A 13151-nucleotide genomic window follows, 5' to 3' on the forward strand; every position below is an offset into this window, starting at 1 on the left:
AAGTCCCGCTTCGAGAAGGGGACGTCTTTCGGAATAGGAGGTTATTCTTCTGTTTTTCTCTTACCGGCGCAAACGCCGATATTCTGATGGAGCAAATCCTGTATGTTTTTTGAACAGCTTACTGAAATATTTATGATCATGATATCCGACAGAATCAGCGATTATCGTTACTTTGTCATCTGTATCCTCCAACTTGCGCTTGGCAAGCTCTAACCTTTGTTTGGTAACATACTGCAGTACAGTTTCTTTTGTATGCTTTTTGAAATAAGCACAGAAATATGTCGGGTTCATATAGACATGTGCTGCTACTTGTTCGATCGTTATCGCTTCCTGCACATGCTGATGTATGAATGCTTTCGCCCGCTCCACCGCTGTTCGATCTGAATGTTGATCCAATCTGATGCACATATCTGCCAGATCTTTGGTCCAATTTTCAAAGCCTTGAAGCAATTCAGATGCTGTTAAGGTTTGGCTCGTGTTTCTTCCTAATCTTTGAAGCATACGGTGAACATCATTGACGGGTAATCGCTTACTAACATCATGCAGCATTTCGATACCTGAGGATTGAAGAAGCGCTATTACCGAGTCCAGCTGCTCTGCTGTTGCAAGCTCTTCTTTTAACCTATTTAAAGCAGTATCCATATCGTCGAAAACAAACTGCTTAAAGGCAAATCGAAGTGAATGCAAGATATTCTGGATGTTAACACTAAGGGCTTCTGTATATTGACTTTCTACAGAAACAGGCTGGAGCTTTAACTCCATATGTTCTGCTTCCATTGCTGCCGGCAGCAATTCCAATTCGTACAGTATTTGTCCTGGTGAAGCTGTTAGCTTAAAGAAGGTGCGGTGAGATAGAGTTTCAGCAATACGATCGATAAGAATAGGAGAATTTTTCTCTTCTGTATGTACAAGCAGACCAAAGCTCTGTTCTTGATCCCACCACCACCAAAAGGATGAATCCGACCATTGGTTTGACAGCTCTGTATCAAATATTCGGACAACTGCACTTAGCTCCTGGTGAAAACGAACAGGATCTCGTTTAGCTTTTTGCTGATGAAAGTTTTGAATCTGTAAACGGCATGTGTAATACGTTCCAGATGGAAATATTTCTGTCCATTGTGTATCAGCCAAGCTGTTTTCACTCGAAAGAGCACGCAGCAACAGAAGCTGTTCTTGTTTCTGACTCTGCTGTTTTCGCACATTTTCTATTTCTTGTTTCTTTTCATACAGCTGCTGTAGCCGATCTTGCAGCTGCTGCCTATCGACTGGCTTCAAAAGATAATCGGCAACTTGATTCCGTAATGCTTGCTGCACATACTGAAAATCATCGAAACCGCTCAAAACAAGGAATTCTCCTGTGTAGCCTTCCTCTTTTAACTCTGTAATCAGCGTTAATCCATCCATGATTGGCATCTTGATATCTGTCAGAATGACTTCGGCTTTTTTACCAAGTCTCCATTCATTCAATGCCTCTTGCCCATTAGCAAACGTACCAATAACCGCGTATTGCGGCTGATTGCTGATAAAACGCTCTAGTCCCATACGGATTCGATATTCATCCTCTACGATCATGATTTGCAAATTCTGCATCAAGACTTCCCCTTTCCGAAACATGACGAAATGGCAAGTAAAGTCGTACGGTTGCACCCTTTTGATTGTTCTCCAGTGATACACCATAGTTATTTCCGTACAGCATTTTAATTCGATTGCTAACATTGCTTAACCCATAATGCGCAGATTTCGAGGTTATCCCTGGTTCCAGACTAAGCTCTTCTTCCAGCTCCGTTTTAACTGTCGGGTCGAAGCCTGGTCCATCATCTTTTATAGTCAAAATGAGCATATCGGGTGTTTGGTGAATCTTTATATCAATATGAATGCTAGTCTTGGTTTCCAAACCATATTTAATGCTATTTTCGACAATCGGTTGGAGTATGAATTTCGGAACCTGGACATCAGTTGAGATTCCAGGGTCAGGATAATCGGTCTTCCAAGTAAGCCGGTCAAGGAACCGGAACTGCTGGATTGACAGAAAATCTTCGACATGCCTGATTTCCTCAGTAAGGGAGACAAATTTGACGCCATTATCCAAGGAATACCTCAGCATTCTACCAAGTGTCGTGATAATATTGATAACTTCCTCCTGTTCTCCTGCTTCAACAGCATAATTGATCGTTTCCAGAGTATTGAAGATAAAATGTGGATTGATCTGGGTTTGGAGTGCATATAACTCAGCTTCCTGCTGCTTGAGTCTGATCATATAATTCTTTTGAATTAAATCACGTATTTCAATAATCATATGATTATAACTCTCCGTCAGTCTGCCAACCTCATCTTGTTTTGTCACCGGAAGCGTTTGCTGAAACTTCCCGCCTTGGACGCTTCTCATGTTAGCTATCAAACGCTTAATAGGCTGCGATACATTATAGGCAACAAAGGTATACAAACACACGCTGAATATAATGAACAGCAAAAAAAGAACAATTGAGATGGTTCTGGTTTGCTGCTGTTTGGCAAACAGCTTTTCTGTAGGTATTTCATAAATTAAAGCATAATCCTGCTGTATCGCTGGAGTGATACCAATCAATTTACCATCCTGCAGAAAGCTTCCATTTTCGATTGGATAAAAGTCTTCTGGGACAATTTGGTCGCTTTTCTCACTTTTAGAATCATAGGCAATTCTCCCAGAATCCTTTTCCAAAAGCATGATTCTGGCAGCATTATGTTCTTTAATTGTACCTGTAATGCGGTCGACAAATGCTACATCCAATGCCAAGAACATTGTTCCAAGATAAGCTTGGTTATCACGATCCTGCAGCGGCACACCGATTAAAAGATAATCAGCATTATTTTCAAATACAAGATTTGTATCTTGCGGAAGAAGAATCATGCTTCCTTTTTCCAGCTCCAAGCTTTGGCCATAAACAGCTGCCTCACTTTTAGAAAAGCCGCTGTAACTTTTGGCTGTGGCTGCGAACACTCTATTTTTAGAGAAGACAAACACACCGAGCAAATCAGAAGAACTGCTATGAAGAAAACTGCTGGAAAGATAGCGCTCCATCACGTATTGCTGCTGCATCGCTTCTGCATGTGACTGGAAGCTATCCTGCCTCAATATCTCGATCATCTGCTGTGATTGATACAGTCTTTCGGGCATATTCGTAACGTCCTGTACATTTCGATCGATTTGCTGACTTGCCTGTTCCAGCATTTGCGGTACCAGCGTTCCGATTTGCTCTTCTGCAGCTTTTGTATATGCTGTATAAATGAAAAAACCGAGCAGTGCAACTGGTATGATGGTAAGCAGTGTATAAGATAGCAGCAGTTTATGCATTAACGAAAGATTGCGGAATTTCTTTTTAAAAATCATATTGATCCACATTATCCGCTGTAAAATCAATCGGTTCCCCCATAATGATTTGCTCTCCCTTTACTTGGATCCTACCAACATCTTCTATGAACATACCATCTTCGATTTCAGTACCATCTTGCATCAGCTTTGCAATCATGACAGTCAAGAAACCGAGTTTCTTAGGACTCCATAAAGTGATCCCTTTGACGTCACCTTCCTTCAAATGCTCATTCATGTCACGCGGAGATGCCAAGCCGACTATAACAATATCATCTGATACATTCTCTTCCTTTAAAACGGCGGCTGCGGCTGGCGGACCGAGCGATGCTATTCCAATAATGCCCTTCAAATCCGGATATGCTTTCACCACTCGTTTTGATTCCTGATAAGCTGTGACAGGATTATCATTTGTATAAGCCACTTCTTGAAGTATCAAATTCGGATAATAAGCTCGATTGTGCTGTTTGATCCAATGCAGCCATTCTTCTTGATTGAGCGATGACTGCGACCCAGAAAGAATAATATACTCGCCTTCCTCGCCGATTTGTGCTGCCAGGCTGTCCAGCAAATGCTCACCTAGCATTTCAGCATCTACCATATTGATAAAATAGTCTCTGGCTTCAGGATGAGCATCCGCATCCCATGTCAGAACCGTTATACCTTGCCGTCTCGCCTCTGCCAGTACAGGTGAGAGTCGATCTGGATCTATGACACTTACCGCCAGAACGTCGACCTTTTCTTTTATAAAAGTACGGATGATTTCTTCTTGCTGAGAAGTATCAGCTGTTGTTGGACCTTTAAAATGAACAGTAGCGCCAGAGGACTTAGCCGCTTCTTCCACTCCCTGTTGTACAGCTTGGAAATAGGGAATTTCCATCACTTTCGGCACAATGGCAATATCGATTTGTTCCGTTTGCTCTGGATATGGCTCTGACGGCGGCGTTTCCTGCACATAGAGTATTTCCTTTTTATTGCAAGCGCTTACAAAAATCAACAGAATAAGCAGGACAAGTGATTTCTTTTGCATAGTATCATCCTTAGCAACCCCGCAAAGCTATCTTTGCGGGGTCAGTTGATTAGTTCACAGCTTGGAACTCCATGTTTTGTTTTTCAAAATAGCTTTTTGTGACAGAATCGATTCCTGTATCTGTGTAGACCTTCGAAATACGCCCAAGATCAGTGATCGTTGCAAAAGCACGCTTTCCGAATTTACTAGAATCAGCCAACAAAATTGTCTGCCCCGCTATCTCAATCATCTGTTTCTTGACGATAGCCTGCTGTTCATTTGAATCACTCAAGCCGTGTTCGAGATGCACGCTCTTACAAGAAAGAAAGGTTTTATCCACATAATAAGTCGTCAATGACCTTTCCGTCAGTGGACCGACGAAGGATAAAGATTTCGATAGCAGCTGTCCGCCAAGCGAAATAACTCGTATTTGATCCTTCGTACTGCAGGCGAGCGCCACTTTAATGCTGTTCGTGATGATCGTCAGCGGCATGTTTGGCAATTCCTTCGCCATATACCATGCTGTCGTACTGGCATCCAGAATAATCCGCTCTCCAGTCTGGATTTCTGAAACTGCTGCTTTAGCGATTGCCTGCTTTTCCTGCATTCGCATCACTTCACGTGCTTCATGGGCAATCTCAGTTGCCCCTTCCTCTATGCGAACTGCTCCGCCATGACTGCGATGCAAAAGCTGTTCCTTTTCAAGCTTCTCAAGATCACGGCGTATCGTCTCTTCGGTTACATGAAAGAGAGAGCTGAGTTCAGTAACCCGGACGCTGGCCCGCTCGTTGACAAGTTCTACGATCTTCCTTTGTCTTTCTGCAACTAACATCCCTTTTCCTGCCTTTATCACGTTTTGATTATAGTGTAGCATAATCTAACGTGTTACCGATGCGCCATTTCGTTTCTTTCATACTCCTGAACATGCTGCAGCCAAGCCGTCCCGCGCGGAACTTGCATCTCCTGGCAGAAATAATCCCATACTGCGCCGAATGGATAACTCTTCAGCTCTTCCATCAGCATGAGCCTTTCAGTGAATTGTCCCTTCTCTTGATATTCCTTCAGTTCTGCATGCGGTGTCAGTAAAGCATATAGAAGCGCTTTTTGCATATTGCGGGTACCGATTACCCACGCAGCTACACGATTTATGCTTGCATCAAAGAAATCGAGTCCGATTCGTATTTTATCAAGCGTATCATTACGAACCAGCTCATGTGCCAGCTCCTTCAGTTCATCATCAAACGTTACTACATGATCACTGTCCCAGCGTACCGGCCGTGATACATGCAAGGCAATCTTATCTGTAAATGGAAGCGTGCCGCTGAGTTTGTTCGAAACCATCTCCGTTGGATGATAATGCCCAGTATCCATGAGCAAGTACTTACCACGAGTTAAAGCATATCCCATGTAAAATTCATGTGAGCCGACCACATATGACTCAGAACCGATTCCGAACAGCTTGCTCTCCACAGCATCAATATTGTAGTTTTCATCGATTTCGACAGCAAAAATCTGATCAAGTGAGCGCTTTAGGCGTTCTCTCGGTGTCAGACGATCACTTGGTACATCCTTGTAGCCATCGGGTATCCAAATATTTGTTAGGCTCGCTGTACCGAGTTCTTTTCCGAAATACTCGCCGATACGACGGGACGCGATACAATGCTCTATCCAGAACTGGCGGATTTCCTCATCTGGATGTGCAAGCGTTAATCCATCAGCAGCTTTTTCATGGGAAAAGACCGTTGGGTTAAAATCCAACCCAAGATCATGCTGCTTTGCCCACTCTACCCAATTACGGAAATGTTCTGGCTTGATTTCATTACGCTCCACATGCTGACCGTCTGTCTCTGCATAAATAGCGTGCAAATTGATACGATGCTTGCCTGGTATGAGACGCAATGCCATCTCAAGATCTGCGCGCAGTTCTTCCGGGGTTGTCGCTTTACCAGGATAGTTACCTGTCACATCAATTCCGCCTGACAGCTCATTCTGCTGCACTTCGAAACCGCCGATATCATCTCCCTGCCAGCAATGGATACTTATTGGTACCGTTTTCAATTTATCCAATGCCGCTTCAACATCCACTCCTAATGCTTCGTACATCGATTTCGCAAGTTCATACGCTTTAATCACTGTCATACGCTTTCCTCCTCAATTTAAATGGAATACTTCTTTCACCGTTTCACTAACCGGACTAAGATCAGGATTAGTCTGCATAATATCCTGCATATATGCCCACCATCGCTGGCAAACTTCCGTTTCAGCGATACTAGCATGCTTGTCTTCTGATTCAGCCTCCAAATAGGCGAATAACATAGCAGTCGGTTCATGCAGAAAGATACTATAGTTACTGACTCCATGCTCCTTTAAAACTTGCTCCATTTCAGGCCAAAGCTGATCATGGCGTTCTTTGTATTCGTCGAATTTATCCCGGTAAACATACATGACACTAGCTTTTCGAATCATGGACTGTCCTCCTATTTTTCTCTATTTTATTTCGACTGGATGGAGTGAAAATCTCGACAGGGAACGATTTACGGATAAGCTGTCTGCCAGCATCCAAAGATTCCAGTTCCCCTGCTGCTATCATTTGTACAATTAAATTTCCAAGTGCTGTCGCTTCCGTAGGGCCAGCAACTATTTGTAATCCGCTGTAATCTGCTGTCAGCTGATTGAGCACGGCATTTTGCGATCCGCCACCTACTATGTGCAGCGTTTGAATACTCTCTCCTGTAAGTACTTCCAACTCTTTCAAAGCTTCGCTGTAAGCAATAGCCAGATTATGAAATACAGTCAGACTAAGCTCCCCTATATCGGCAGGTACACTTTGATCCGTTTCTCGGCAATAGTCCTGGAGTTCTTCAATCATATTGTGCGGCTTTAAAAATCTTGCATCATTCAGATCAATCGAAGCTACTTGTTTCAAATTAGTCTGCTTTGCAGCTTCCACCATCTCACCAAAATTATAATCAACAGGATATACTCTTCTGATTTCCTGAATCACCCACATACCGATGATATTTTTCAAATATCGATATGTGTTGTTGATACCCCATTCATTGGTGAAGTTCTTTTCTAAACTGCTGTCCTCAAGAATGGGATTTTCTCGCTCCGTTCCGATGAGAGACCAGGTGCCGCTGCTAAGATATGCCCACTTCTTCCCGCTCGCAGGTACACCGGCGATTGCAGAAGCGGTATCATGCGATCCGACAGCAATAACAGTACAAACGGGCAAGTCATACTGTTTTTTAAGCGACTCGTCGAGTTCACCAATAATTGTTCCAGCTTCAATCAGTGGAGCAAACTGCTTAGAATGAAAGCCTGTTAAAGCAAGCAGGTCAGCATTAAAATCCTTTGTGAGTGGATTCATTAACTGCATCGTAGAAGCATTAGTCGCTTCCATCACTTTTTTCCCAGTAAGTCTGTAGTGCAGATAATCTGGTACAAGCAATATCGTATCCGTTTTTTGAATTAGCTCCTCACTTTCTGTGAAGAGTTGATAAATTGTATTGAAAGACTGATACTGGATACCTGTTTTGCGGTAAATTTCACTTTTCGATACCTTTTCCCACACCTGTTCCATCACACCATCTGTCCGGGAATCCCGGTAAGCGATCACATCACGCAGCCGCTCACCATCCTTCCCAAGTAACACGTAGTCCACTGCCCACGTGTCGATTCCGAGCGTGCATGATGTGATACCCTGCTGCTTGGCAATTTCTAACCCTCGCAATATTTGCTCTTCCAAATGATCAATATCCCAGCAATGGTGATCTCCTTGTTTCTGGTAGCCATTCGCAAAACGGTGTATCTCTTGTATAAGCAGTTTTCCGTCCTTCATTTCACCAGAAACGAGTCGGCCGCTTGATGCTCCGATATCAACAGCAATATGCATATGATATCCCCCTATCTAGTGAAGGCAGCCGGTACGCCGCCATCCACTGTTATCATGCAGCCAGTTGTCTTAAGCGCTGCATCTGAGGCAAAGAAAGCAATGGATTCAGCGATATCACTCGGATAAATATTGACACCAAGTGTCGTGCGTTTGCGATAATGTTCCTCCAGTTCATCTGGTGAAATATTATAAGCTGCTGCACGCTCCTCACGCCATTTGGATCCCCAGATTGCAGACCCTTGCAGCACGGCATCAGGAAGGACGCCGTTAACTCGAATTCCATATCCGCCGCCTTCTGCAGCAATACATCTAGCCAAATGCATCTCCATTGCTTTCACTGCACTATAAGCCGCTGCATTCTTACCGGCATAAACGCTGTTTTTCGATCCGACAAATACCATGCTTCCGCCAATGCCTTGCTGCTTCATCAAACGGAAGGCTTCACGGGCTACAAGGAAATAACCTGTACCTAAAACATCCATATTAAGCTGCCATTCTTTTAATGTTGTTTCATCAAATGGACTGCTTGTAGCAAGCCCTGCGTTATTGACGATATGGTCCACTCCGCCAAACTGCCGAACAGCTGTCTCGAACGCTTCAGCGATAGCTGACTCATCGGTTACATCCATTTTGACCGCTATCGCACGTCCTGACCCGTATGTTTCGTTTAACTCCCCAGCGACCTTTTCTGCCCCTTCGAGATTAATATCGGTAACAACCGCATGAGCTCCGCCGTCCAGGAAAACGCGCAATGTAGCACTTCCAATACCGCCAGCTCCTCCTGTTACGAGAACGACAGAGCGACTAAATCTAGCTTCTGGTGGTGCCAAGGAAAGCTTATACAGCTCTAACGGCCAATATTCCACTGCAAACGATTCCGCTTCGGACAAGGAAACAAAGTCACCGAGTGCCGTTGCTCCTTTCATCACGGCAATTGCACGATGATACAAAGCAGCACTAATATCAGCAGCCTTCTTGTCCTTGCCAGTCGTGACCATACCCACACCAGGGATGAGCACTACTCTAGGCACTGGCTCGAACATTACATCTCCCTCGGATGCAAGACGATTGAAATAATCCTCATAATCTTTAGCAAAGTTTTGGATACCATCTTCTACTTTTTGAAGCAGTTCATCAGTATTGTCAGCTGAAGGATCGAATGCAATATACAAAGGCGTACGCTTTGTATGTACAAGATGATCCGGACACGCCGCTCCTACCTGACTTAGCTCCTGCGCTTGTTCACTATTCACAAATTCCAGCACAGCTTCGCTATCATCGAAGCTGAGGATCATTTTCTTTTCTCCACTCACTGCGCCTCTGATCGCTGGCATTACTTTCGTAATAAGCTGATTTCGTTTTTCTTTATCCAAAACTGAAAACTTCTCTCCGCCGAAAGCTTTTGTTTCTGACTGCTTTTGAGAAATATAGCTTTCTGCTTCATTAATAACAGCAATCGTCCGATCATAGCTCTCTTTTGCTGTCTCTCCCCATACGACCAAGCCATGCTTCTCCATCAGCACAAGTTCTGCCTGCGGGTTTGCCGCAACTGCTTCTGCGATCATTTTAGATAAAGTAAATCCAGGTCGGATATAAGGAACCCAGACGAATCGCTCACCGAAGATTTCTATAGCAATTTCCTGTCCATTATCGGCGCAGCATAGACTAATAATGCTGTCAGGATGTGTATGATCAACATGTTTAAAGGGAAGAAACGCATGCAGCAATGTTTCTATTGACGCACGCGGATGACTAGCATCAATCATGCATTGACTTAAGTACGCGACCATTTCCTCATCTGTCATAGATTCTCTTTCAATCAAAGGGCGAATATCCTCCATCCGCAAACCGGTGAAGTTATGCGCGCCCATTGTTGCCAAGTCAGATCCGCTGCCTTTAACATACATAACTTCTACCAGGCGTCCGCGAAAGTCCTCCACCGTAGTTTTCATAGATGTATTTCCGCCGCCCCAGTTACAAACAGAACGGTCACTTCCAATCAGATTGGATCGATATACGAGTTCACCCAATCCTTCCACTTGATTTGCATTTGATTCATTCCACTTATTCTGTACCAATTCTATCACTCCTTCTGTAATTGATGAAGCGCTTTCATTTAATGAACTCATTATACATTAGAATCGAGCAAATTTGTGTATTTATCTTTATTTTTATTTGTTTATTTTTGTTTTGTTAATTCCTTGCCTGACGTGCTCTTTCTTCTACACTTCCATACCGATCTTCCTGGATTTCCTCTAATGACTTCCCTCTTGTTTCTGGTGCCATGATTAAACCAACAACCGCGGCGATAACAAGGAATCCAATCATGACCAGACCTGCTGACTGGAATCCGAGTGAAGTTATCATTAAAGGTACAACAAGTGAAATCAATCCGACTGCTATTCTCGCCAAGGCAAAGATAAAACCTTGTGCTTTTGCCCGGTAACGGGTATGGAATAGCTCTCCTGCCCAAAGCCCATAAAATGCCTGTGCTCCGAAACCAGCTGCAATTCCCCAAAGGACGACAAATGTGTACAGCTCGAACATGCCCATTCCGCCAAACGTAAGTACAAGCCACGCAGCGATCCCCATACCCGCACCTACTCCATAAAGAAGTTTACGATTTACCCGGTCACCAAGCTTAATGAAGACAAAATAAGTTGCTGCCACAGTTAACGTCCAAAGGAAGCCTTGCAGTAAGTTTGCCTGAGATGCAGATAAGCCACCGACGGTTTCGTAAATATAAGGCATGAAATAGCCCATAACACCTGCAACAAGATTCCAAAACACATAGATGCCAACAAGCAGCACGATTGCTTTTAAATTTGCTTTAACAGTAAACAGCTGTTTCCATGATACATCTTGTTTCCCAACTTCTCTTCGACTTTTTTCTTTTTCCTCCGTCCATATTGTGGACTCATTGATCTGCTGCTGCATAATCCAAGTGATAAGAGCCACGACGAAGAGCTGTGCAAAGATGATCCGGCTGCCAAGCAAACCTAAAGGAGCCAATAAAACTGATAGAAACAGCGTAATTGCCGGCCCGATCGACCAAGCAAACTGCCCCCAGCCGACTCGCGCTGCTCTCTCTCCCTTCGGCGCTTCTTCCGCTATGTAAGTCCAAGCAGCTGGTATTGCCGCTCCGACAGCGATTCCAGTCACCACATAACCGACGAGTAGCATCGGGAAATTGAATGAAAACATAATAAGCAAAATCCCTAGCATGTACACAAGCAAATCATACTTATAAATGAATTTTCTGCCATACTTGTCCACCAGGATGCCACCAAGAAAAGCTCCGATTGCCGACCCGAAGCCATTTGCACTCAATGCACCGAGAAGTCCAAGCTTTGCATCATTCAGATTCAGATACTCCATCCATAAAGTCAATCCGCCTGCTCCGGCAACAATCGAACCTGCCTCCAAGTAGTTGGACATTGCAACTGTAATTGTAGCCTTTAAACTTCCTTGTTTCTCCGCCATTATTCCCCTCCTAAGTATTGAAACAGTAGTAATAGCTGCATATATAAAGCGCTTTCAAAACACTTCATGATTGGATTATACATTAAATTGTTTTGTTTGTCTTTATTTGTCTTTATTTACTTTGTTTTTTTATAGAATTGGATATCATCTTTCGGAGAGGAGTTTAGTTTACATAATTATATTACAATAAACTTTAATATATAAAAAAGCTTTCATTATCATGTTTTGATAATGAAAGCTTAAAGCAAAGCTAATACAAGTACGTTCCAGACCACTGTCTCAATTAAAACATCCTGATCAAGACTACTCCAGCCAAGATCATAACTAGACCGACTATCTGTATAAAATCAATTTGAGTTTTATAAGAACCCATCAGTCCCAGGCGTTGGATAAGTAAACTTCCTGCAATCTGTCCAAATAAGACTAAAACAACGGTTTGTCCTGTCCCCACTTGTCCAACTAAATAAATGTTAATTAAAACATATGCCGCTCCTAAGAATCCACCTAGCCAAACCCACCATGCTGCTTTTTGTTTTATCGGATTTCTTACCCCGGCAAAAGTGCGTTCTTTTAAAGCGACTACAACAATCAATGTAAGTGCTCCGATAAAGAAGGAGACAAAAGCAGCTTGTATGGAAGAATGCAGAACAATTCCTAGTTGACCATTAATCGCCACTTGTGTTGACATCAGCATACCTGACCCTATGCCGACTAAACGCCAAATCCACAGATTAGGATTTTTTTCAGTCTTTTTTTCCCGTCTTGATCTGACTTCTTGAATGGCAATAGCAAAAAAAACACCAATCATAACTAAAGCTATACCTACTATCCGATACACATCAAATGGTTCCTTCATAGAATGGAACCATCCAAAATTATCAATCAGCATACCCATAATAATTTGCCCTAATATAGGCATTATAGCTGTTTGTACACTACCAAGTTTAGGGAATAGTAAGATGTTTACCGTAAGAAAAATAACTCCAAGTATACCACCAAGCCAAATCCATATTGGCTGTTGTGAAATAAATCCCCATGATATTCCAAGCGGCGAACCTGCTATCAAAGTTATGACGGCCAATGATAGTGCCCCGATAACGAACGAGATCATCGAAGCCAAATACGGGGAGATAACAAATTTTCTTAACTGTGAATTCACAGCAGTTTGAAATGACAATCCCGTACCTATTAAAATTCCTATTAATGCAGTAATCATAATGTATAACTCCTCAAGAAATTTATTTTATCATTATATTTGACAAAATAAGGAGGAGGTAAAGAATTATAACAATTGTTGTTCGTATGTATCTTCCTCTCTCTAACGATAGTTCTATTGTATACCCTTTAAGTGGCCGTTAGTCAACTGTGTAACCATATAATAATCCAAAATAAAAACGCCTCCCTTATCACGATTGATA

10 protein-coding genes are annotated in these 13151 nt (G+C 42.9%); all 10 read right to left on the reverse strand.

The features are described from left to right. Positions 1-60: 60 nt before the first annotated feature. Positions 61-1590, reverse strand: a complete 1530-nt coding sequence (locus tag GZ22_RS08515) for a response regulator transcription factor (RefSeq protein WP_038561140.1) — start codon at positions 1588-1590, stop codon at positions 61-63. Next, the gene (locus GZ22_RS08520) at positions 1556-3367 is read right to left on the reverse strand and encodes a sensor histidine kinase (protein WP_164072061.1); all 1812 of its coding nucleotides are present in this window, start codon (positions 3365-3367) and stop codon (positions 1556-1558) included. Before GZ22_RS08520 ends, GZ22_RS08515 begins: the two co-directional genes overlap by 35 nt. Next, positions 3357-4376, reverse strand: a complete 1020-nt coding sequence (locus GZ22_RS08525) for an autoinducer 2 ABC transporter substrate-binding protein (RefSeq protein ID WP_038561143.1) — start codon at positions 4374-4376, stop codon at positions 3357-3359. Before GZ22_RS08525 ends, GZ22_RS08520 begins: the two co-directional genes overlap by 11 nt. 49 nt (positions 4377-4425) lie before the next feature. Beyond that, positions 4426-5187 carry a DeoR/GlpR family DNA-binding transcription regulator gene (locus GZ22_RS08530; RefSeq protein ID WP_038561146.1) on the reverse strand — a complete coding sequence of 254 codons (762 nt, stop codon included), beginning with the start codon at positions 5185-5187 and terminating at the stop codon, positions 4426-4428. A gap of 53 nt (positions 5188-5240) precedes the next feature. Then, positions 5241-6494 carry an L-rhamnose isomerase gene (gene rhaA / locus GZ22_RS08535; protein ID WP_038561148.1) on the reverse strand — a complete coding sequence of 418 codons (1254 nt, stop codon included), beginning with the start codon at positions 6492-6494 and terminating at the stop codon, positions 5241-5243. A 12-nt stretch (positions 6495-6506) separates the two neighbouring features. Beyond that, positions 6507-6821 (reverse strand): L-rhamnose mutarotase, encoded by a 315-nt coding sequence (gene rhaM, locus GZ22_RS08540; protein ID WP_038561151.1) that lies wholly within the window; start codon positions 6819-6821, stop codon positions 6507-6509. Next, positions 6805-8250: a rhamnulokinase gene (gene rhaB, locus GZ22_RS08545; protein ID WP_038561154.1), complete on the reverse strand. Its 1446-nt coding sequence runs from the start codon at positions 8248-8250 to the stop codon at positions 6805-6807. Before rhaB ends, rhaM begins: the two co-directional genes overlap by 17 nt. Positions 8251-8261: 11 nt before the next feature. After that, the gene (locus GZ22_RS08550; protein WP_038561157.1) at positions 8262-10328 is read right to left on the reverse strand and encodes a bifunctional rhamnulose-1-phosphate aldolase/short-chain dehydrogenase; all 2067 of its coding nucleotides are present in this window, start codon (positions 10326-10328) and stop codon (positions 8262-8264) included. Positions 10329-10443: 115 nt separating this feature from the next. Beyond that, a complete protein-coding gene (locus tag GZ22_RS08555; protein WP_038561160.1) occupies positions 10444-11733 on the reverse strand; it encodes an MFS transporter in 1290 nt (429 codons plus the stop codon). 283 nt (positions 11734-12016) lie between these two features. Continuing rightward, positions 12017-12949, reverse strand: coding sequence for a DMT family transporter (locus GZ22_RS08560; protein WP_038561163.1), 933 nt, complete (start codon positions 12947-12949; stop codon positions 12017-12019). Between the last annotated feature and the right edge of the window lie 202 nt (positions 12950-13151).

Source organism: Terribacillus saccharophilus, from assembly GCF_000725365.1.
In the GTDB taxonomy this organism is placed as follows: Bacteria; Bacillota; Bacilli; order Bacillales; family Amphibacillaceae; genus Terribacillus; species Terribacillus saccharophilus.

Excerpts from the sequence above, each read along its gene's own strand:
- rhaA (WP_038561148.1), bottom strand. The coding sequence starts at position 6,494 with ATGACAGTGATTAAAGCGTATGAACTTGCGAAATCGATGTACGAAGCA.
- GZ22_RS08555 (WP_038561160.1), bottom strand. The coding sequence starts at position 11,733 with ATGGCGGAGAAACAAGGAAGTTTAAAGGCTACAATTACAGTTGCAATG.
- GZ22_RS08560 (WP_038561163.1), bottom strand. The coding sequence starts at position 12,949 with ATGATTACTGCATTAATAGGAATTTTAATAGGTACGGGATTGTCATTT.
- rhaM (WP_038561151.1), bottom strand. The coding sequence starts at position 6,821 with ATGATTCGAAAAGCTAGTGTCATGTATGTTTACCGGGATAAATTCGAC.
- GZ22_RS08530 (WP_038561146.1), bottom strand. The coding sequence starts at position 5,187 with ATGTTAGTTGCAGAAAGACAAAGGAAGATCGTAGAACTTGTCAACGAG.
- rhaB (WP_038561154.1), bottom strand. The coding sequence starts at position 8,250 with ATGCATATTGCTGTTGATATCGGAGCATCAAGCGGCCGACTCGTTTCT.
- GZ22_RS08520 (WP_164072061.1), bottom strand. The coding sequence starts at position 3,367 with ATGATTTTTAAAAAGAAATTCCGCAATCTTTCGTTAATGCATAAACTG.
- GZ22_RS08515 (WP_038561140.1), bottom strand. The coding sequence starts at position 1,590 with ATGCAGAATTTGCAAATCATGATCGTAGAGGATGAATATCGAATCCGT.
- GZ22_RS08525 (WP_038561143.1), bottom strand. The coding sequence starts at position 4,376 with ATGCAAAAGAAATCACTTGTCCTGCTTATTCTGTTGATTTTTGTAAGC.